Consider the following 23323-nt stretch of genomic DNA (forward strand, 5'->3'; position numbering starts at 1 on the left):
TTATTCGGTTCATCACTTATCGTGTGAATGAATAGCCATGCGCTTGTCGTATGTCACTTGTACATACCTTCAAGGTTACACCCTGAAAACTGGATCCGAAACTCATTTGCGTTTTATTTTTAGGATAAGCCCTCGACCGATTAGTATTGGTCAGCTCCATGCATTACTGCACTTCCACCCCCAACCTATCTACCTCGTCGTCTTCAAGGGGTCTTACTAATTGGGAAATCTCATCTTGAGGGGGGCTTCACGCTTAGATGCTTTCAGCGCTTATCCCTTCCGTACATAGCTACCCAGCGGTGCTCCTGGCGGAACAACTGGTACACCAGCGGTACGTCCATCCCGGTCCTCTCGTACTAAGGACAGCTCCTCTCAAATTTCCTACGCCCACGACAGATAGGGACCGAACTGTCTCACGACGTTCTGAACCCAGCTCGCGTACCGCTTTAATGGGCGAACAGCCCAACCCTTGGGACCTACTTCAGCCCCAGGATGCGATGAGCCGACATCGAGGTGCCAAACCTCCCCGTCGATGTGGACTCTTGGGGGAGATAAGCCTGTTATCCCCAGGGTAGCTTTTATCCGTTGAGCGATGGCCCTTCCATGCGGTACCACCGGATCACTAAGCCCGACTTTCGTCCCTGCTCGACTTGTAGGTCTCGCAGTCAAGCTCCCTTCTGCCTTTGCACTCTTCGAATGATTTCCAACCATTCTGAGGGAACCTTGGGGCGCCTCCGTTACTCTTTAGGAGGCGACCGCCCCAGTCAAACTGCCCACCTGACACTGTCCTCGCACCGGATTACGGTACCAAGTTAGAACCTAGATACGATCAGGGTGGTATCCCAAGGATGCCTCCTCTCAAGCTGGCGCTCAAGATTCAACGGCTCCCACCTATCCTGTACAGATCGTACCCAAATTCAATATCAAGCTGCAGTAAAGCTCCATGGGGTCTTTCCGTCTTGTCGCGGGTAACCTGCATCTTCACAGGTATTAAAATTTCACCGGATCTCTCGTTGAGACAGCGCCCAAGTCGTTACGCCATTCGTGCGGGTCAGAATTTACCTGACAAGGAATTTCGCTACCTTAGGACCGTTATAGTTACGGCCGCCGTTTACTGGGGCTTCGGTTCATAGCTTCGCCCCGAAGGGCTTACCACTCCCCTTAACCTTCCAGCACCGGGCAGGCGTCAGCCCGTATACTTCGCCTTGCGGCTTCGCACAGACCTGTGTTTTTGCTAAACAGTCGCTTGGGCCTTTTCACTGCGGCCCCCTCGGGCTATTCACCCTACCGAGGCACCCCTTCTCCCGAAGTTACGGGGTCATTTTGCCGAGTTCCTTAACGAGAGTTCTTCCGCGCGCCTTAGAATTCTCTTCTCGCCTACCTGTGTCGGTTTGCGGTACGGGCACCTTCTCCTGGCTAGAGGCTTTTCTTGGCAGTCTGAGATCATGACCTTCGCTACTACAATTTTCGCTCCCCATCACAGCCCAGCCTTAACGATGTGCGGATTTGCCTACACACCAGCCTCACTGCTTAGACGGACATCCATCAGTCCGCGTCACTACCCTACTGCGTCACCCCATCGCTCATAACGGATTACGGTGGTACAGGAATTTCGACCTGTTGTCCTTCGACTACGCCTATCGGCCTCGCCTTAGGTCCCGACTTACCCTGAGCGGACGAACCTTCCTCAGGAACCCTTAGGCTTTCGGCGGATCTGATTCTCACAGATCTTTTCGTTACTCATACCGGCATTCTCACTTGAATGCAGTCCAGCGCTCCTTACGGTACACCTTCAACCCGCATTCAACGCTCCCCTACCCCTGATGCATAAGCATCAAGCCATAGCTTCGGTGGTGTGTTTAGCCCCGTTACATTTTCGGCGCAGAGTCACTCGACCAGTGAGCTATTACGCACTCTTTCAATGGTGGCTGCTTCTAAGCCAACATCCTGGTTGTCTGTGCAACTCCACATCCTTTCCCACTTAACACACACTTGGGGACCTTAGCTGATGGTCTGGGCTGTTTCCCTTTCGACAATGGATCTTAGCACTCACTGTCTGACTCCCGGAACTAAATCTATGGCATTCGGAGTTTGACTGAGCTTGGTAACCCTTGCGGGCCCCGCACCCAATCAGTGCTCTACCTCCACGATTCTTCTTTCCGAGGCTAGCCCTAAAGCTATTTCGGGGAGAACCAGCTATCTCCGGGTTCGATTGGAATTTCTCCGCTACCCCCACCTCATCCCCGCATTTTTCAACATGCGTGGGTTCGGGCCTCCAGTGCGTGTTACCGCACCTTCACCCTGGACAGGGGTAGATCACCCGGTTTCGGGTCTACGTCCACGTACTCATTCGCCCTATTCAGACTCGCTTTCGCTGCGGCTTCAGCTCTTCACCTTAACCTTGCACGGGAACGTAACTCGCCGGTTCATTCTACAAAAGGCACGCCATCACCCATAGATCGGGCTCTGACTTCTTGTAAGCACACGGTTTCAGGATCTATTTCACTCCCCTTCCGGGGTGCTTTTCACCTTTCCCTCACGGTACTGCTTCACTATCGGTCGCCAGGGAGTATTTAGCCTTGGCAGATGGTCCTGCCGGATTCATACGGGGTTTCACGTGCCCCGCACTACTCGGGATCCGTCTCGGAGAGAACAAGTTTTGAATTACAGGGCTTTTACCTTCTCTGGCGGGCCTTTCCAGACCTCTTCATCTAACCGGTTCCTTTGTAACTCCATGTGAGACGTCCCACAACCCCAAGGAGCAAGCTCCTTGGTTTGGGCTAATCCGCGTTCGCTCGCCGCTACTGACGGAATCACTATTGTTTTCTCTTCCTCAGGGTACTTAGATGTTTCAGTTCCCCTGGTCTGCCTCTATTCTGCCTATGTATTCAGCAGAAAGTGACTGTCGATGAAGACAGCCGGGTTTCCCCATTCGGACATCCCCGGATCAAAGCTTGCTTACAGCTCCCCGAGGCCTTATCGTTGTTCGCCACGTCCTTCGTCGGCTCCTGGCGCCTAGGCATCCTCCGTGTGCTCTTTGTAGCTTAACCTAGTATTTACATGGTAAATACGATTTGCTTTGAATTTCGGTTCAACACTTACGTGTGAATGGAATTCAAGGCAGCTACCTTTATTTCACTTGTTTACACAAGATCAGCTTAAAGGAATATTCTAAAACGCAATTTCGTTTCGGTATCCAGTTTTCAAGGTGCAAAGCTGTTTGATTATCAGTCAATCTCCAAAGAGTTAACGATTCTCATACAGTTATAGATGAAATTGTAATTGGTGGAGCCAAGCGGGATCGAACCGCTGACCTCCTGCGTGCAAGGCAGGCGCTCTCCCAGCTGAGCTATGGCCCCTCACAAGTTCCATCAAAACTGAACAAATGGAATGATGATTTTTTGAAGCTTACGCTTCATATTTGAATGTTTCCGTTGCAGGAAACGATTCTCCATAGAAAGGAGGTGATCCAGCCGCACCTTCCGATACGGCTACCTTGTTACGACTTCACCCCAATCATCTACCCCACCTTCGGCGGCTGGCTCCCTTGCGGGTTACCCCACCGACTTCGGGTGTTGTAAACTCTCGTGGTGTGACGGGCGGTGTGTACAAGACCCGGGAACGTATTCACCGCGGCATGCTGATCCGCGATTACTAGCAATTCCGACTTCATGTAGGCGAGTTGCAGCCTACAATCCGAACTGAGACCGGCTTTTCTAGGATTGGCTCCACCTCGCGATTTCGCTTCCCGTTGTACCGGCCATTGTAGTACGTGTGTAGCCCAGGTCATAAGGGGCATGATGATTTGACGTCATCCCCACCTTCCTCCGGTTTGTCACCGGCAGTCTGCTTAGAGTGCCCAGCTTGACCTGCTGGCAACTAAGCATAAGGGTTGCGCTCGTTGCGGGACTTAACCCAACATCTCACGACACGAGCTGACGACAACCATGCACCACCTGTCTCCTCTGTCCCGAAGGAAAGATCTATCTCTAGACCGATCAGAGGGATGTCAAGACCTGGTAAGGTTCTTCGCGTTGCTTCGAATTAAACCACATACTCCACTGCTTGTGCGGGTCCCCGTCAATTCCTTTGAGTTTCAGTCTTGCGACCGTACTCCCCAGGCGGAATGCTTAATGTGTTAACTTCGGCACCAAGGGTATCGAAACCCCTAACACCTAGCATTCATCGTTTACGGCGTGGACTACCAGGGTATCTAATCCTGTTTGCTCCCCACGCTTTCGCGCCTCAGCGTCAGTTACAGCCCAGAGAGTCGCCTTCGCCACTGGTGTTCCTCCACATATCTACGCATTTCACCGCTACACGTGGAATTCCACTCTCCTCTTCTGCACTCAAGCTCCCCAGTTTCCAGTGCGACCCGAAGTTGAGCCTCGGGATTAAACACCAGACTTAAAGAGCCGCCTGCGCGCGCTTTACGCCCAATAATTCCGGACAACGCTTGCCCCCTACGTATTACCGCGGCTGCTGGCACGTAGTTAGCCGGGGCTTTCTTCTCAGGTACCGTCACTCTTGTAGCAGTTACTCTACAAGACGTTCTTCCCTGGCAACAGAGCTTTACGATCCGAAAACCTTCATCACTCACGCGGCGTTGCTCCGTCAGGCTTTCGCCCATTGCGGAAGATTCCCTACTGCTGCCTCCCGTAGGAGTCTGGGCCGTGTCTCAGTCCCAGTGTGGCCGATCACCCTCTCAGGTCGGCTACGCATCGTCGCCTTGGTAGGCCTTTACCCCACCAACTAGCTAATGCGCCGCAGGCCCATCCACAAGTGACAGATTGCTCCGTCTTTCCTCCTTCTCCCATGCAGGAAAAGGATGTATCGGGTATTAGCTACCGTTTCCGGTAGTTATCCCTGTCTTGTGGGCAGGTTGCCTACGTGTTACTCACCCGTCCGCCGCTAGGTTAATTAGAAGCAAGCTTCTAATTAACCCCGCTCGACTTGCATGTATTAGGCACGCCGCCAGCGTTCGTCCTGAGCCAGGATCAAACTCTCCATTAAAGACCAACCGAAGTTGGTTTATAGAAAGAGCGATAAGCTCATTTTTAATGCTAGCGATTCTTCTTCATAAAAGAAGAAATCTTTATTTCATCATCCATTTGTTCAGTTTTCAAAGAACTTGTCTGTTCTCGTTCGTTCAACGAGCCAGGAATTAGATCATATCATGTTAGTTGTTTTCTTGTCAAATCTTTTTTTGATTATTTTTTCAGCAACCTCGCTTCAAGAAATGTTATTCTCAAAGCAACGTCTAATAATATATCATGCCTAAAGTTATTTAGCAAGCATTTATTTATATCTATTTTATTTCCTACGATACAACAGATAATAAGGCAGCCACCCCGCCCCAGAGCGGAATGACTGCACTCATTGCAAAACTATTTATTCTTGTTCCAGCAGTCTGATAAATTCATCCTCATCTTCTATGGTGTCAATTCCGAGCTGTTGGGCCTTAACTAGCTTACTCCCAGCCTTTTCACCAGCTATGACTAGATCCGTCTTTTTCGATACAGACCCCGCAACTTTCGCTCCCAGCGCCTCCAGCTTGGATACAGCTTCGTCACGCGTAAGCTGATGCAAGGTACCTGTAAGCACGACCGTTTTTCCACTGAAAAAGCTGTCTGTCTTCTTCTCCTGTGGAGCTTCAGGGGCTTGAGCTTTCACCCCTAGAGACAGCATCTTTTCAATTCCCGCCTGAGTAAAAGGATCGGCAAAGAATGCAACAATGCTTTCGGCTACAATCCCGCCTACATCCGGTAGTTCTATCAGTTCTTCTACCGTAGCGGACATCGTCTTGTGCAAATCACGGTAATGCTCAGCCAACATGCGTGTTGTCGCTTTACCGGTATTCGGTATACCCAGAGCATAAAGGAAAGAAGCCAAATCTCTCTCTTTACTCTTTTCTAGTGCCGCTAAGAGGTTACTGGCCTTTTTCTCACCAAACCGCTCCAGTTTCACAAGATCATCATATTGGAGTGTATACAGATCCGCAGGCTCGCGCACTTCCAGTTCGTCGTGTAGCTGTATGGCCGTTTTGTCACTAAAAGTCTCAATATCCATAGCATCACGTGAAGCAAAATGGGAAATACGAGCCACAATTTGTGGTTTACACCCCAGCTTATTGTCGCAAAACAAATGGGCACCTCGCTGCTGCAACGGAAACCCGCAGGCTGGACAATGATCTGGTACGACAATTTCCTCCCCGTCGTTCTCAGACGTTACCTTTCCTAATATCTCCGGAATGACATCGTTTGAGCGACGGATAAACACACGTGCACCCAATGCAAACTTCAGGTTTTTGCGCTCGATGTCACCAGCATTGTTCAGTGTACAATTTTGTACAGTGACTCCCGCCAGCTCTACCGGCTCTACCCTTGCGAGTGGGGTGATTTTACCGGTTCGTCCTACATTCCACTCAACCGAGTTAAGCACTGTAGTTGTTTCCTCAGCTTCGAACTTATATGCCACAGCCCAGCGTGGGAATTTATCGGTATACCCGAGAGCCTCACGTGTGCGCATATCTGTAATTTTCAATACTGCCCCATCAATGAGGTAATCCAATCCGGCACGAGATTCTTCAATCTCAATCAGTTGCTCCATTACATCTTCAAAATTATCAAAGTAAGTCAGGTAAGGGTTTACCTTAAAATGATTTTCACGCAGGAAAGTCATCATTTCCTGGTGGCTGTTAAACTGGATACGATCTGCATATCCCACATTGTAGAAAAATGCATTCAAGCGCCGCTCTGCTGTCACTTTGGGATTCAAGTTACGCAAAGCGCCAGCTGCGGCGTTGCGTGCATTTTTAAGAGGGTCCACGGCAGTCTCATTATATTTGGACAATACAGAGAGATTCATTATCCCTTCTCCCTGTACTTCAATTGTTCCATTTCGAAAAGGAATTGTAAGTGGCACGGATTTAATCGTCTTCACCTGTGCCAGTATTCCCTCACCCACCACGCCATTACCGCGGGTAGAAGCCTGTACCAGCTGTCCATCAGTATACGTTAGGTTCAGCGTCAGTCCATCGAATTTAAGTTCTATCGCATAGCCTGGAGATGGCAAAGGTTTCTCCGGGTTCTTGGTATTGTAATCATTAACCAGCTTCACAACACGCGCATTCCATGCACGCAGCTGTTCCATATTCTGAGCTTTATCAAGGCTCCATAATGGGGCAAGGTGGCGATGCGGTGTGAAACCTTTGAGTAACTCCCCACCCACACGCTGTGTCGGCGAATCCGGCAGCACAAGACCGCTCGTCTGTTCAAGCGCTACCAGTTCGTCATAAAGCACATCATATTCTTTGTCGCTGATCTTGGGTTCATCCAGTGTGTAGTAATGATAGTTATATGTGTTCAGTTCAGCAACAAGCTGCTCCATCCTGTGCATTGGGTTCATGCAGGCGTATCCCTCCGGGAACTTCATCAGGGCAGAGGCCTAAGCCAAGCTGCCACTCATGAGGTTCGAGATTTAATGATGTTTGAGATTTATTCTACTTTTGTAATTGGTGCAAAGCCAGCCAGCAGTCGTTTAACCCCTACTGGAGCCGGGAAAGCAATTTGAAGCTCCATATCATTACCCGTCCCTTTTACAGCGACAATGGTTCCAATTCCCCATTTGCCATGCTGTACCTTGTCTCCAGCAGCAAAAATGGAGGGGCCTCCTGCCGAAGCAACCGGAGTTGCTTTCGCGGATGAAGATGTCGTTACTGTTACGCGGGGTGACGCCGAAGCGGACGAACCACTACGGCTCATCGTATCAAACGAGCGTTCTCCACCAAAGTTGCTACCACTACCTTTATTCAGTCCGCGCCCACCATAAGATCCGCCTACATTGCCTGAACGGCGGTAGCGGTCACGTTTAATGATCGTATCCTCTTTTAACTCATCCGGAATCTCTTCGAGAAAGCGGGAAGGCGGGTTAGCTGTGGTGCGGCCAAACAAAGTGCGCATCTGCGCGCATGTAAGGAACAGTTGCTCCTCTGCACGGGTAATCCCGACATACGCCAATCTGCGCTCCTCCTCTAGCTCTTCGTTATCCAAAAAGGCACGACTATGAGGGAATACTCCCTCCTCCATACCGACAATAAATACGATAGGAAACTCCAGTCCTTTGGCGCTATGCATGGTCATCAATACAACCGCATCGCTTTGCTCTTCTTCATCGTCATTCATGGAATCAATATCGGCAATCAGAGCAAGGTCGGTCAGGAAGGAGACGAGTGACTTGTCTTCCGCTCCTTTTTCAAATTCCATGGTTACCGACAGGAACTCATCAATATTCTCCAAACGCGAGCGTGACTCGAGTGTATTCTCGTTTTGCAGCTCCAATCGATATTGGGTGGTTTCCAGCATTTTTTCTGTTAACTCGGTAACCGACAGGTAGTCTACCATCCGACTTAAACCTTCGATCATATCGTAAAACTCGACCAACGCATTGCGCGTACGTCCTGCAAAGCCCAAATCGTCTACAACTTGAAGGACACGGAAAATCGAAACTCCACGTTCCGCTGCAGCTGCCTGCAATTTGCCGACGGTTGTGTCTCCGATGCTTCGTTTTGGCACATTAATAATTCGGATCAAGCTGATGTCGTCGTCAGGATTGGAGAGCAGGCGAAGATACGCCAGCAAATCCTTAATTTCTTTACGATCATAGAACTTGATACCGCCCACGATCTGGTAAGGAATATCCGATTTAATCAAAATTTCCTCGACAACCCGAGACTGAGCATTCGTACGGTACAAAATGGCATGATGGCTATAGGTTTTGCCTGCATTAATATTCTTATGAATTTCGGAAGCGATAAAGTAGCCCTCATCATGCTCAGAGTCAGCACGATAAACTTTAATCTTGGCGCCACCTTCTTTGTCAGTCCATAGTTTTTTCGGCTTGCGGCCTGTATTTTGACCAATTACTTCGTTGGCAGCATTGAGAATATTCGAGGTGGACCGGTAGTTCTGCTCCAGCAAAATGGTACGCGCTTCCGGGTAGTCCTCTTCAAAGTTCAAAATGTTGCTAATATCCGCACCCCTCCACCGATAGATGGATTGGTCACTGTCACCTACTACGCAAATCCGGTGATGCTTGTCGGCCAGCATTTTGCACAGCATGTACTGCGCACGGTTCGTATCCTGATATTCATCAACATGAATGTATTGAAATTTTTTCTGGTAGAAATCCAGTACCTCAGGTACTTCTTTAAAGAGCTGAATCGTTGCCATGATCAAATCATCAAAATCAAGAGAGTTGTTGTTTTTAAGCCGTTGTTGGTACTTGGTATATACCTTCGCCACAATCCCCTCAAAATAGTCGCCAATCTTGCGCTCATACATTTCGGGAGTGACCAGTTCATTTTTAGCCGTACTCATCATAGACTGAACCGCTTTGGGTTCAAACTTTTTGGTGTCTATATTCAGATCCTTCATGCAGCTCCGAATGACAGACAATTGATCCGTAGAATCCAAAATGCTGAAATTGGAGGTGAAGCCAATCCGCTCGATATCCCGACGCAAAATACGCACACACATCGAGTGGAAGGTGGATACCCACACATCTCTCCCCTGCGGGCCAATCAGCTTGGATACGCGATCTTGCATTTCACGCGCAGCCTTGTTCGTAAAGGTAATCGCCAAAATGCCCCATGGAGCCGTCTTGCGGGTCGCGATGAGGTAAGCTATTCGGTGCGTGAGCACCCGTGTTTTACCACTGCCTGCGCCAGCCATAATCAGCAGCGGACCATCTACCGCCTCCACAGCCTGACGCTGAGGCGGATTAAGGCGAGCTACCGCCTCGTGTATATCTATTGATTGCATGCGTGCATGCTCCTTTCCCTGAGCTTCCATAAATTCACGTTCTATACTTCCAATTTCACAGCTATCGTCTCCAGCGCCTTCGCCAAATCACGATAAATGATGTTACCTACTACAATGGTGTCACAAACAGCAGCCGCTTGTAACGCGGTAGATTTATCCACGATTCCTCCTCCGTATAGGACACGAGAGCGCTCCGTACTGCGATGTATTTTTTGCACCAGCTCCATATCCCCAAAAGCACCGCTATATTCCACATATACAATCGGCAGATGCATGAGCTTGTCAGCAATCTGTGCATACGAGGCCGCAGATGAAGCACCCAGCGAAGTATCTGCTCCGGTAAGCTTAGCGACCGTAGAATCACCGTTCAAAACAATATATCCTTCCGCCACAAGCAAATCCCACGGGATCATATAACCAAACTGTTCAATCGCACGTTGGTGCTGCCCTAGAATCCAATTACTGTCAGCGGTATTCAGTACCATGGGAATCATATATAGATCAAACCCTGGCACTACAGCCTCCAGATCGGACACCTCAAGCACACACGGCACCTCATAACGCCGAACCCGTGACAGCAAATCCACCGTATTTTCATAGGTTACGCCCGATGAACCTCCTACCATAATGGCGTCCGTACCAGACATACACACGGCGTCAAGTGCCTCATCATCCAGTTCCTTGTCAGGATCAAGCTTAAACACATGCTTCCATGATTGAATTGAATCTGCCAACACACATTCCTCCAGCATCCATTGCTTTTGTCATGATCCAGTCGAGCCGAATTCCAATATCCAAAAGCGTTCTATGCTAAGTCTATGACAGTGCTTAAAAGGTGTCAATGTTCGTATCAAATGGGAACACCCCGTTCAGACTACTCATGGTCGTAGCGCATACAACCAACTGCGTTTACTAAGTTCTTTTTCCGTTAAAATATCTGTATAGAAACCTCGCACACCCATCTGTTCATACTCAGCCGCATCCTTCAACTCATTAATGGTATTTACGTAGCACACTGCTCCTGCCTGGCGCAAACTTTCCACTAAAGTACCACTCACCCGATTCTCTGGTAAAGTTACTGCCGTTATATCATTTTGTTGTACAAATCGAACGATTTGGTCATCTTTATCCTCTGTGGCATAGAGCGTATAAATAACGGATGGATAGGGATAAATACTCCGCAACGTTTGCAGCATTTCTTCATTGTAAATTTGAGGAACAATACGGGACAAAAGCTTGGGGTTTTTCTCCTGTGCCTGACGGGTCAGTTGTGCAAACAACTGTTTGATTTGGGCAGGGTCCTGTTCTTTCGTATCGGTCACAATATAAGCATCCGGGTATGTTTCCAATAAATCCAATACATCCTTCCAATCTACTGGGGTATAGGAACCGTGTATGGGTGTGTTCTTAAATTGGTGATAGCTCCAAGGTTTTCCGCCCTGTTCTGTAGCAACTGCGTGTTCCTGTTGCATTTGCTCTATAAAAGATTCTGTCCATTCATGGCGCGCCACCAATTGTCCATCCGAAGTAAACATCAGGTCGACCTCGAATACGCGGCTGCCTTTTTTATAATTTTCCACAAACGCTTCACGCGCATTAGTATAGGCCAAACCATCAACAGCTCCCATGGCATGCGAAATCACGCGGTGCGTGGTAAAGCCAGTATGTTCTTCTGTAGATTGCCCTTTGTAAGCCAGTAAAAACGTGCCGATTAACATTAAAAGAATGACCGTAGCAATCAATCGTTTCATAGGGTGTCACATCCTTTTCGTACAGGTCAATACCCCACATACGCATACTCAAAACAACTGCCAGACGCAAAAACACCCTCCGGCTAACCGAAGGGTGACTCTGGATTAATACGCGTTCTTGAAACCATTGCGAATCGTACGGAAAATAATTTTAATATCGAATAAGAGCGACCAGTTCTCAATATAGAAAATGTCATGCTTAATCCGTTCCTCAATAGATGTATCTCCACGCAACCCGTTGCTCTGTGCCCAGCCTGTGATTCCGGGACGAACATGATGCTTCACCATGTATTTTGGAATTTCCTCACGGAACTGATCCACATAATAGGGTCGTTCTGGGCGTGGACCAACGACACTCATATCACCAAGCAGAACGTTGAAAAATTGCGGCAGCTCGTCGAGACTCGTTTTACGAATAAAAGTACCAAAACGTGTGCGTCTTGGGTCATTAGCAGTCGTCCAGCCCGTATCTTCAGTTCCAGGGGGCAGCACCTTCATCGAACGAAATTTGTACATTCGGAAGGTGCGACGGTTCAAGCCTACCCGCTCCTGCTTAAAAATGATTGGCCCTCTGGATGTAATCATCACACCAATCGCCACTGCCAGCATGATCGGAGAGGTCAGGAGAATCGCGAATAAAGAGAATAAAATATCGAACAGACGCTTAAACAATCGATTCCCCGCCACATCCAGTGGAATATCCCGTACATTGATCATCGGCATACCTGCAAAGTTATCAAAGTACGGGCGAGCCGGCAAATAATCGAAAAAGTCGGGGATTATAAGCGTGCGCACTCCAGCCTTTTCACACATGTTGATAATCTTGGGGTACTTATCATGAGCATCCAGCGGGAGCGCCAGAATGACCTCGTCAATCATCAGACGCGACAGCGTAGCCTCCAATTGATCTAAGCCTCCAAGAATCGGGCGGAAATGTGCCTCTTCCTCTTCACTCCAATGCCGCTTATCATCCAGAAATCCTACTACTTCATATCCTAAATCAGGATACTGTCCAAGATTATGATAAAATCGTTGGCCTAGAGTACCAGCCCCGAGAATAAGCATGAACTGCTTGTTGTATCCTTTTTGACGGAGAGCTTTAAGAACTTGCTTCAAAAAAAATCGGTAAAACAAAATAAGCAGCACGTTTCCAAGCATATAGATTGCCAGATAAGAACGCGAAATGTCGATTTGCTTCACGAAGAACATCACACTCAACAGCACGAACAGGCCAACGATATGAATCTGGGTGACGCGGAATACGTCATCTGCAAACCGTTTTTTGCGTTTGGGCGAATAGAGCGAGAATAACATCCCCAACACTACAGCAATCAGGCCGTAGATTAAGCTCCATCCTCCATATACTTGAATAGGAAGCGGTTCTTTATAGGTGATCCATTCACTTTCAAATTTGAAAAACCAAGCGATCAGAAAGGACAACTGAATGACCGCGAAATCCGCCACAATATATAATTGGGTTAAAAAACGCTGATTTCTGCGTATCATGCTTTCACCTCAGTACGAGATTGTTCCCCGCCGTCTGGCTTGACCGGTGTGGACAACTTATTTTTTAGAAAGGCCATTCCAAATTTCACGGTAATTCCCGCATATACAGCCATATTGGTGATCCAACTGTATTGCTGTTTATAATGCTTACGATGAAATACCCACATTGCTCTATGAAACTCATAAATAATTTTCAAAGGACGACGGCGAGCGCTGCCCCCTTTGATATGAATAATATATGTGCGCGGATAGTAGTAAATGCCCCACCCGGCTTGCTTAATCCGGTAACACCAGTCAATATCCTCACCATACATAAAAAAGGTTTCGTCCAAACCCCCGACCTGGTCAATCGTCTCCCGGCGCACCAGCATAAAAGCACCTACCAGTACATCTACAGGATACTCATCGTCCGGGCTTAGATGCCCAAGCTGATATTGATTGTACTTCGGGTTATCCGGGTAACGCTTCGACCAGCCGAAAGCGTAGTAAAAAGAAGCTGACGGCGTTGGAAATCCTCGCTTACAAGCCTTGTCTAATGATCCATCCGGCAAGATGACCTTGCAGCCCGATGCCCCCATCTCCGGATGCGTATCCATAAACTGAAGCATTGTATCCAGCGTGTCCGGTTGCACCAACGTATCGGAATTCAATAACAATACATAACGCCCGCTAGCTACTTCCATCCCCTGGTTGTTTGCCTTGGCAAAACCTGTATTATCCTTGTTGGCTATCAACGTAATCTCCGGGTATGCAGCACGAATAGCCTCAACAGATCCGTCACTGGAGTGATTATCAATAACAATCACTTCATATCGGTACTGCGACTTTGACGCATACACCGACTGCAAACAATCCAGCGTCAATCGACACGTATTATAGTTGACGACCAGTATGCTTACATCCATATTTAAAACGCTCCTGACAAATTCAGTAATCTATTCTACTATCGCCTATTATAGCATACCGCACAGACCACGGGGCGCAAAAAAGCACATAACTTGTAACCTTACATAGTTAGTAGAATTTCACAAAATTCGATTCCTGTCGCTCCAAAGGGCAAATATAGACAAACGAAACCATTTCAAACTATATATTGTTCATTGGAAGTCGTTTATTAGATTTTTGTAAAATCCTCGGTTGAGGTCTAAAATTCATCGTGGTAAGATATACATGGAAAAAGGGCTGGTGCCAGCCAGCCCCTGCGCAACCAACGCTCCAAGAGCGGACGGTTTTGGAACAATCAGGCCGAAAATAGACCCTTCCTTGCGGGGGCGGTCTATTTTCGTTTGTTAAACTCTAACAGTGTGACGATTAACGCCCCGAACGTCAGCATTAAACTGAGCGCCTCAAACACTGTCACAGGCTTCACCCCCCTCCTCGGGAGAGTTAGCCGACCGCCCTTGCCAGCTCTATCGGTTGCACGTTTCAATTATACTATATTTTTCCATAAAGGAACACGCATTCGATGGTATTTTATCTAGTATTCATTTGCACCTTTGACTATTTGACGCTCATATATGGAAAAAAGTTTCAATATTTTTTCTTTCCATACCTCTATAACTTCCTCATTATGAAAACCAACTTATAAATCCAGTTGTCCAACCGTGACTGCCTATAAAATGGGGACTGCCAAATATATTTCATACGAGAAATTACGCCCTTTTGGTAGCAGTCCAGGAATTGATCCATATCTTTATACATTTGAGGAGACATGTCTTGTTCATAAAGTTGAATAAATTGCTGGGCTTGTTTGCTTAAAATATAGCGATTTTTTCCTTTTAAAAATCTACTTAGTCTTTTCCTCCACTTGCTAACCCAGCCATCGGTAGAACCTCCCAGCACATTGTTTTGATGCTGCCGATACCAAATGGACGGCTCGGGGTCAAAAACAACCTTACCAAAAGAGGAGGTGCATAAGTAAATCCACCAGTCATGCATAATAATGTTATCCAAAGAAGTCGGAATTCTCTTTTTCACGAGCTGGAGGGTTTCTGTATTGATCACCATGGTACAACCTACACACACATTCTCAATAAGAGCATTATAGAAGGATACAGGTCGGGGGATGCCAGCTGGCCATACTTTAAGTGGTTCCAATGTTTGAGAGACCATTTGTGTAGCAGAACAGTACATCAGCGGCCGGCTCCCATCCTGATCCCTGAGATGAGCCACAGCCTGAGCAAGTTTGTTCGGCATCCACACATCATCCTGATCACAAAAAGCGTAATAGTCGAATGTCTCAGACGATCTTTGAATCAAATCAAAAAAGCTTCTAATAACCCCTACATTGCTCTCGAGGCATAAAATAATCTGTTGAGGATAACGTTGCTTCAGCGCTCTCAACTTGGCAACCGTATCATCTGTCGAGCCATCATCACGAATTAGGATCTGAACTTCTACGTCTTTTTGATTTATGAGACTTTCTATTTGCTCATCTAAATAAGCTGCTCCATTATATGTAGACAATAAAATTTGTATGTTAGGTCTGTTCAGAGTAATGACCTCCTTCTTTAAAATGTGTAATAGTGGGGCACTAGGTTCCATCTGCTTATACATTATAATGCTCAGCGACCTTAATCAACATAGGCTTTAATATAATAAAATCTCCCAATCATGAACTGATGGGAGATTGTTGATATTTATAATAAGGTTTTATTTACTCGGGTTTACTAAGATACTCCCGCAAAAAATCACGCAATCCCTCACGCCAATCGCGCAAATCATTTAACCCGTTGGTTCGGATCGCTATATGCTCCATAACAGAATTAAGTGGCCGCGCTGCCGGTCTGGGGAATTGCTCTGTGCTGCACGGCTCCAATTTCGCTGTGATCTTGGCATCTAATATTTCCGCCGCATCCTGTAAAATAGCTTGCGTAAATTCATACCAGGTACAGGAGCCACTATTGGATGCATGGTATACGCCATACTTCTCCGTTTGAATCAATTCCGCCAAAAAACGTGCCAAATCCACTGTATAGGTAGGTGAACCCTTCTGATCATTCACCACCTGCAGGAGCGGCTTCTCCTGACCAAGCTTCAGCATCGTTTTGACAAAATTGTTCCCGTACAATCCATATACCCAAGATGTGCGAACGATAAAATACCTGGAGGAAAGTGTTTGGGTCAATACCTCTCCTGCCCGTTTGGACTTTCCATAGATACTCTGCGGATTGGTATTATCGTACTCATGATATGGCTCTTTTGCCGTTCCATCGAAAACATAATCTGTGCTGATATAAACCAGCTTGGCTCCAACCTTTTCCGTAGCCAGTGCCATATTACGTGTACCTGCCGCGTTGACTTGATAAGCCCCGTCTATATCAGTCTCTGCTGCATCCACAGCCGTATACGCTGCACAGTGGATTACGGCGTCAGGTTGATATTGTCCTACAATCTTCACGGTCTGCTGCAAATCCGTGATATCTAATTGTTCCCGATCGTAACCAAGGACATGATGTCCTTGCTCCTGAAAAACCTTTACTACGTCTTTACCAAGTTGGCCGGATGCTCCAGTAACCAATACCTTCATTCTAAGCATCCCCCAAGCGGGAACCATACTGCTTTGCATAGTATTGTTGATATTCGCCAGATTGAATGCGAGTCCACCATTCTTCGTTGTCTAAATACCAGCGAATCGTTTCTTTAATGCCGGTTTCAAAAGAGTGCTTTGGCTTCCAGCCCAACTCATTCATCGTCTTCGTTGGATCAATACCATAACGGCGGTCATGACCTGGACGATCCTGCACATACGAAATCAGAGATTCTGGCTTGCCCAGCTCCTCCAATACCGTTTTGACGATATGCACATTTGTCCGCTCGTTATTCCCCCCGATATTGTATACTTCACCCAGTTTACCCTGATGAATGACCAGGTCAATTGCGCTGCAATGATCCTCTACATACAACCAATCGCGAATGTTCAAGCCATCCCCGTATACTGGTAGCTGTTGATCGCTCAGTGCACGAGAGATCATTAGCGGGATCAATTTTTCAGGAAACTGGTATGGACCATAGTTGTTAGAACAGCGCGTGATATTCACTGGTAAACCGAAGGTTTCATGATATGCACGAACTAGCAGATCGCCACCTGCCTTGGATGCAGAATAAGGACTATTAGGCTGCAACGGAGTTTCCTCCGTAAACAATCCTGTTTCTCCCAGAGAACCGTACACCTCATCTGTTGATACCTGTACAAACTTGGCCACGTTATATTTCTTGGTTGCGTCCAGTAGCACTTGCGTACCCAATACATTTGTTTTCACAAACACTTCCGGTTCCAAAATACTCCGATCCACATGTGACTCCGCTGCAAAATTAACCACCACATCAATTCCCTGCTGCATCAGCTGGTCAATCGCTTGTGCGTCGGTAATATCTACTTTGATGAAGCTATGTTTGGGGTTATTTTCAATGGATTTCAAATTTTCCAGATTACCTGCATAGGTGAGAGCATCTATATTTACAATTTCATAATCTGGATGGTGTTTTAACATATACAATACAAAGTTACTACCTATAAATCCGGCACCGCCGGTGACAAGAAGTTTCATACAGACCTCCTAAATCTTATATTCGTCTAATCAAAATTAATGTCTGCATCGCCCAGTGCTGGATGCTTCTGATCCTTCTCTGAAAGAATAGCATGAGAAGTGGGCCAATCAATCCCTAGTGCAGGATCATTCCACAGAATTCCACGATCATTTTCAGGTGAATAATACTCGTCTACCTTATACAGCACTTGAGTATTAGGAACAAGCGTACAGAACCCATGAGCAAACCCCTTAGGCACCAGTAGCTGACGTCTATTATGCTCGCTTAAGATTACCCCAACCCATTGACCGAATGTTGGAGAACTTTTACGAATATCCAAAATCACATCGTAGATAGCTCCAGAAAGCACACGAATGAGTTTGGTCTGCGCTTTAGGATTAAGTTGGTAATGCAAGCCCCGAATCACACCAGCTTCTGCAGACAAGGATTGGTTATCCTGAATAAAAACATGGTCTATTCCGTTTTCTTTCATGATTTGTTCATTGTAACTTTCCATAAAGAAACCACGGTGATCACCATGAATCACGGGTTCAATGATTTTTGCACCTGAAAGTACTTCCTTTATTATCATTCACGAAACCTCCAACATCTTGAGTATATACTTTCATTTATGATTACTATAAAATTAATAAGCACACTATATTGGGAGGGAATATGCTTTTGAATTTATCGAGAGTTAATAAAAATTTTGTTTGGTCCTATTTGGTTTTGATGTGGCTACTTATCCCGATTCTAATACTGTTTAAAGTCGATTCTTACTATATTTCCATATTATTCGGTCTAAATATTGCGCAGTCGTTTGTCATAGGTGCTACATACATTTTACACATTAGTGGTATCTTAACATATGCCAAGAAAGAAATAATGGTGCAATACCTAGCTTTTGGCGGTTATCTAGTTGGGATAATATTCATTTACTCCTTCCTTCAAAGGGAACATTTCATTTATTATTGGGACTTTTCAGCCTATTGGAATACATCCATACAATTTAATAACCTTTTAAGTACAGATTTTATAGCAGCATCTAAACAAATCTATGCAAGCATTTTAAGAGACGATTATTCCGTTTTCCCAACAGTCTTTCTCTCTTTACCATTAAAGTTCTTAGGTACAAGCTACATGAGCTATGTCTTGGCAATCTATACCTGCTTCTTGTACCCTTCTTGTTTGATACTTTTCTTATTATGTATCAAGATTGCCGATCAAATCCAGTTAAACACAAAGTTGAACGTCTTTATGATCTTTGTACTTACATTTACCTTTCCAATTATGATAGCTCCTATGTTAGGTGGATATCTGGATTCTATAGGACTTATTTTTATTTGCTTGTCCCTTGTTATCTTATTTAATAATGATTTTGAACGCTTAAATTTAAAAGCAGTTTTACTCTTAGCAGCTTGCTTGGTATTACTAACATTCACAAGAAGATGGTATGGGTTCTGGATCGTATCTCTTTTTGGCTCGATCAGTATCGCTTTTTTGTTCAAATGGATCCTAGAAAAAGAGTTTCGCTTCAAACAGCTCTTGCAGGTTATTTTAAATTTTTTCATTATAGGATCTTCAAGCACATTATTTCTTATTATATTCTTCAATGAATTTATTCAAAGAGCCCTAACCAATAACTTTAAAAACGCCTACTCAGCTTATTATTTTGGTGATGTCTTAAGTAACTTACAGAATTTATTTTATCATTATGGTGCCTTCATTTTTCTGATAGCTCTTGTTGGTTGCATAGGCTTGTTATTTATGAGTAAAACTAGGTATATATCAATCTTTCTAGTTACGAACTTATTTATTACGTACTTTCTTTTTACAAGAATTCAAAGCTTAGCTTCTCAGCATTATTATCTTCTTACAGTGAACGTATTAATTCTATTTATTTGTGGCGTTATTCTTATTCTAAACTATTTGTCCAAGATAAAGTATGCAAAAAATGTTTTCTTAGTTATTCTAGTTTATTTAGTCGCTTGTAATTTCTTGGTAACATTCACTAATGTAAATGCACGGCCTGTTACCTATTTTTCTTCTTTATTCAGTGACTTTAAACAAACACCTAGAGTAAGAACGGATATACCTGTTTTAAAACAATTAACGGCTTATCTTAAGGAGATCTCATCAGAGCAGCATAAAGTATATGTTCTGTCCAGCTCTGGAATTCTTAATGATGACATACTTAGACAGATTGAAATGCCTGACAATAGCAACGCTCTTCCGTTTATGAATCTGACCCATCACGTTGATTTAAGAGATGGCTTTCCAGTGTCGTTTTTTGAGTCCGATTATGTCGTGATCGCATCACCTACACAATACCATTTAGGTGAAAGTGGTCAAAAAGTTGTAGGTATACTCGCAGAAGAGGTGATGAACGGATCTCTTAAAAATAATTATATACCTTTAAAGAGCTATACTCTTGATAATAGCGTAAAAGCCATAGTCTTGAAAAAGACATCATCCATCACGAAAGAAAAAATTGAACTTATACGTTCACAATTTAAAAAAGTATACCCTGATAATCCAGATCTTTTCTAATTCAATACAGATGTCGATGCATACAAAAAAGCCCTCAAAAAAAATCGGGGGCTTTTTTGTAAGTTAATTATCAAGCATTCTTATAAGGAATAGTCGTTGTTTTAGAACTGCCAAAACTAAATTTTTTGCCAATCAGGAAAGGTAAGAATCTATTAAATAGTTCAATAAAAAGAATACAACTTAAGAAGACAAGTAAGGTGGAAATAACAACAAATGAAATACCGTCTAAATACATATTTGTTTTAACAGAAAACTTCTCGTAAAAATTCACATTCTCCCAGAAGCTAAGTATTAAACCATGCAGACCAAATATAATTAAAGAATTTTTACCAAAATAAGACAGCAAGCTAGATGACTCTATTTTTTTGGATACGTATATATAAAATATTAAACTAGCCAACACTGACAGATAAAATAATACATAATTATGTCCATAGTAATTCCCTGACATGCCTGGTTTATCATTTATTAAAAATAATAAAAGACCCAGGAAACCTGCCACGTAAGCAAAATATGGTTTGTTAATTCTGATTTTTTCAATAAAATATTGTTCATTCAACTTGAATATATAACCACAAATAATTAAAGACGCTGCATTAATTGACGTGCCAAATGACCAAGGAAGTGCATGTGTGTCAAGCTTACTTAAGAATGCACCAAGTATGGTTAGCAATATCCAAAATACATACATATAACTTCTTTTAGACGAAATTTTCAAGACTAAGTACGAAATGATCTGGGCTAAGAAGAGACAAGGTAGGAACCAAAGTGACATATTTAGAATACTCAAGTGATTTCCATCTGCATATAAAAAAGTTTCAATAACAACCATTGGATCAAGCGTTCCGACAATCCCCATCCAATGCATCCAACCAAAATACAATAATGAGCATATATAAAGAGTCGTATATGGTAAAAGAATTGTTTTGATTTTAGACCACAAAAAACTACTAAACTTATACTTCTGAAAATTAGAAGTAAACCCAGAAGCAAAAAAGAAAAGAGGCATATGGAAGGAATAAAAATAGCCTATAATAAAGCTCTTATCCATCATCTCATTCTCTTTAAAACCATGAGGCACCAAATGTGAGAAAACTAAGAAAATAATTGCCAATCCCTTTAGTACATCCACCCACTTTATTCTAGTTGGAAGAGCATTCACAATTTGCATTTAAACAGTCTCGCTTTCTTAATTATTTAGTATCACCATAAGATGTGTAGTTCTATGATAATACTAAGAAAAAAGCTCATAATTCATTTCACTTACTAATTTGTTAGCAAGCATCAATGAACTATGTGTTCCTGCATCAGTCCACCAATTCTCTAAAATATCAAATGTAAGTTGGTTTCGTTGAATATAAGCGTTATTAACATCTGTTATTTCATATTCTCCTCTTGCTGAAGGAGTCAAGGTCTTGATGATATTGAATACCGAGTGGTTGAACATATAAATGCCCGTAACTGCATAATCACTCTTAGGAATCTCCGGCTTTTCTTCAATATTTACAATGTTATCGCCTTGTAATTCTGGTACCCCATAGCGGTTAGCATCGGGCACTTTATGAAGTAGTAATTTCGCTCCTGATTCTTGAAGTTTGAATTTTTCAACAAACGATGATATATCATCTTTAAAAACATTGTCCCCCAAAATAACAACCATCTTGTCATTGCCAACAAAGTGCTCAGCTAAAAGCAAAGCCTGTGCAATCCCCCCGGCTTCATCTTGCACTTTGTAAGTCAGAGTAACTCCAAGGTCGACACCACTTCCTAAGAGATTAACTACATCTCCCATATGTTCTTTTCCGGTAACGATTAAAATATCATTTATATTCGCCTTTTTGAGCTTATCAATAGAGTAATATATCATCGGATATTTACCAATTGGCAATAAATGTTTGTTTGTAACTTTAGTAAGGGGGTATAATCTAGATCCAGTCCCTCCAGCTAATATAATCCCTTTCATGTCTAAGTCCCTCCTATTGAAGCTCTTTTATAAGCAGCTCCATAATGGTTTTTGCACGAGCTTCCCAATTGTTATGGACTACGAAGTCCTCCAGCTGCTCTTGATCATAAAAAGGGCATTGCAGGGTATCTATATCCTTTAGATACTTTCTTATTTCCTCTAAACTATTATATAGATAAATCCCTTCCTGATTTAAAAACCTTGTTTCTTCGCTATCCACCGCTAATATCACTTTATTAAAACTCAAATACTCATAAACTTTTACTGGATTGATCGTATCAATTCTATCCGAATTCCTCAAAAAGGGGTATAAACAAACATCAAAAGCATCAATAATCGCACCAATTTCTGATTTAGGGACAGTCTCATAATATTTAATCCTATTATGCTGTTCAAAATTATAATTCAGGTTATTTCTCCCAACCAAACATACAACAAATTTCTCATCAAATTCAGTAATAGCCTTAACCGCTTCCACATCAAACCAGTGGTCAATCGCCCCTACATATCCAAAAATGTAGTAGCCCTCGTGCTTTAACCATTCTAACTCGCTAACAACCAAGCTAGCTACATTTATATTTAGTATAGCTTTATCAACAGCATTTTTCACCAAATAAGATTGTCTACACAATGTTTGAGAATGCTTATGCAAATGGTTACTTGTAGAAATAACAAGATCCGCCTTGGCAAGTAATTCAAGTTCCCACTTTCCGAGCAATTTCTTCATCAATGCATTGTTAGTTAGAAATACATAGTCGTCCATTCGATCAAACACAATTTTCTTATTATTATTTGATTTTATAAGAGGATAAAAGACTGGACTTCCCAACCAAATGATATCTGCACTGGAAACTAAATCTTCCAACTGTCTCTTTTCAAACCATTGATTCATATGAAATACGTCTAAGCTTTCAAAGCTTCGGGGTAATCTCAGACTGCCCGAAGGCCTGAATATTTGAAGACTATCATTTATGGTTTGATTTCTTTTTTTATAATCTGAGTTCTGCCTTACAATACTATTAAGTATACTAATGGATGGTTCTACAAAGGTGATGTGAACCCCCGGCATTTTAGCAAACTCTTCGGCCAAATGTTGCGGACGTTGTTTTAAATCATTCCAATAGATCGGAGAAAAATATAAAATTTTCAATTTAACCGCTCCATACTAATAAAGGCGCCCCTTATTTTTATAAAAGAGGCGC

Annotated in this window: 15 protein-coding genes, 1 tRNA gene and 2 rRNA genes; 1 reads left to right on the forward strand and 17 read right to left on the reverse strand. The window is 44.0% G+C overall.

Annotated elements, in window-relative coordinates:
* Window positions 1–120 precede the first annotated feature (120 nt).
* From KAI37_RS23035 to rfbC, 14 genes are all read right to left on the reverse strand, one after another.
* Window positions 121–3050 (reverse strand): 23S ribosomal RNA (locus KAI37_RS23035).
* A 233-nt stretch (window positions 3051–3283) separates the two neighbouring features.
* Window positions 3284–3359: transfer RNA gene (locus tag KAI37_RS23040), tRNA-Ala, on the reverse strand.
* A gap of 98 nt (window positions 3360–3457) precedes the next feature.
* A 16S ribosomal RNA gene (locus KAI37_RS23045) occupies window positions 3458–5013 on the reverse strand.
* The 16S and 23S rRNA genes sit together here with 1 tRNA gene alongside, the layout of an rRNA operon.
* A gap of 378 nt (window positions 5014–5391) precedes the next feature.
* On the reverse strand, window positions 5392–7407 hold the full coding sequence (ligA, locus tag KAI37_RS23050; RefSeq protein WP_076294091.1) for an NAD-dependent DNA ligase LigA: 2016 nt from the start codon (window positions 7405–7407) through the stop codon (window positions 5392–5394).
* Window positions 7408–7496: 89 nt separating this feature from the next.
* Complete coding sequence (pcrA, locus tag KAI37_RS23055; RefSeq protein ID WP_076294096.1) at window positions 7497–9821, reverse strand: DNA helicase PcrA; 2325 nt, start codon at window positions 9819–9821, stop codon at window positions 7497–7499.
* A gap of 41 nt (window positions 9822–9862) precedes the next feature.
* On the reverse strand, window positions 9863–10555 hold the full coding sequence (pcrB, locus tag KAI37_RS23060) for a heptaprenylglyceryl phosphate synthase (protein ID WP_481856564.1): 693 nt from the start codon (window positions 10553–10555) through the stop codon (window positions 9863–9865).
* Between the two features lie 144 nt (window positions 10556–10699).
* Window positions 10700–11572, reverse strand: a complete 873-nt coding sequence (locus KAI37_RS23065; RefSeq protein WP_076294089.1) for a phosphatidylinositol-specific phospholipase C/glycerophosphodiester phosphodiesterase family protein — start codon at window positions 11570–11572, stop codon at window positions 10700–10702.
* 105 nt (window positions 11573–11677) lie between these two features.
* Window positions 11678–13078 carry an undecaprenyl-phosphate glucose phosphotransferase gene (locus KAI37_RS23070; RefSeq protein WP_076294088.1) on the reverse strand — a complete coding sequence of 467 codons (1401 nt, stop codon included), beginning with the start codon at window positions 13076–13078 and terminating at the stop codon, window positions 11678–11680.
* Window positions 13075–13983, reverse strand: a complete 909-nt coding sequence (locus tag KAI37_RS23075; protein WP_220030270.1) for a glycosyltransferase family 2 protein — start codon at window positions 13981–13983, stop codon at window positions 13075–13077. Before KAI37_RS23075 ends, KAI37_RS23070 begins: the two co-directional genes overlap by 4 nt.
* A 371-nt stretch (window positions 13984–14354) precedes the next feature.
* Window positions 14355–14447, reverse strand: a complete 93-nt coding sequence (locus KAI37_RS26835) for a putative holin-like toxin (protein WP_219727884.1) — start codon at window positions 14445–14447, stop codon at window positions 14355–14357.
* 185 nt (window positions 14448–14632) lie between these two features.
* Window positions 14633–15634, reverse strand: a complete 1002-nt coding sequence (locus KAI37_RS23085; RefSeq protein WP_345945613.1) for a glycosyltransferase family 2 protein — start codon at window positions 15632–15634, stop codon at window positions 14633–14635.
* A gap of 100 nt (window positions 15635–15734) precedes the next feature.
* Window positions 15735–16607 (reverse strand): dTDP-4-dehydrorhamnose reductase, encoded by an 873-nt coding sequence (gene rfbD / locus KAI37_RS23090; RefSeq protein ID WP_220030271.1) that lies wholly within the window; start codon window positions 16605–16607, stop codon window positions 15735–15737.
* 1 nt (window position 16608) lies between these two features.
* Window positions 16609–17628 carry a dTDP-glucose 4,6-dehydratase gene (gene rfbB / locus KAI37_RS23095; RefSeq protein WP_220030272.1) on the reverse strand — a complete coding sequence of 340 codons (1020 nt, stop codon included), beginning with the start codon at window positions 17626–17628 and terminating at the stop codon, window positions 16609–16611.
* 26 nt (window positions 17629–17654) lie between these two features.
* On the reverse strand, window positions 17655–18200 hold the full coding sequence (gene rfbC, locus KAI37_RS23100; protein ID WP_220030274.1) for a dTDP-4-dehydrorhamnose 3,5-epimerase: 546 nt from the start codon (window positions 18198–18200) through the stop codon (window positions 17655–17657).
* Between the two features lie 83 nt (window positions 18201–18283).
* On the opposite strand from rfbC, the gene KAI37_RS23105 reads away from it, so the two are divergent.
* Window positions 18284–20158, forward strand: a complete 1875-nt coding sequence (locus KAI37_RS23105; RefSeq protein ID WP_220030275.1) for a hypothetical protein — start codon at window positions 18284–18286, stop codon at window positions 20156–20158.
* Window positions 20159–20228: 70 nt separating this feature from the next.
* Here the strand turns inward: KAI37_RS23105 and KAI37_RS23110 are convergent, their stop codons facing one another.
* The 3 genes from KAI37_RS23110 to KAI37_RS23120 form a co-directional block, all read right to left on the reverse strand.
* Window positions 20229–21329 (reverse strand): acyltransferase family protein, encoded by a 1101-nt coding sequence (locus tag KAI37_RS23110; RefSeq protein ID WP_076294082.1) that lies wholly within the window; start codon window positions 21327–21329, stop codon window positions 20229–20231.
* Window positions 21330–21392: 63 nt separating this feature from the next.
* On the reverse strand, window positions 21393–22121 hold the full coding sequence (locus KAI37_RS23115) for a sugar phosphate nucleotidyltransferase (RefSeq protein ID WP_028542099.1): 729 nt from the start codon (window positions 22119–22121) through the stop codon (window positions 21393–21395).
* 13 nt (window positions 22122–22134) lie between these two features.
* Window positions 22135–23271, reverse strand: coding sequence for a glycosyltransferase family protein (locus KAI37_RS23120; protein WP_220030276.1), 1137 nt, complete (start codon window positions 23269–23271; stop codon window positions 22135–22137).
* Window positions 23272–23323: the final 52 nt, after the last annotated feature.

This window comes from Paenibacillus sp. S25 (assembly GCF_019454085.1).
Lineage (GTDB): Bacteria > Bacillota > Bacilli > Paenibacillales > Paenibacillaceae > Paenibacillus > Paenibacillus polymyxa_B.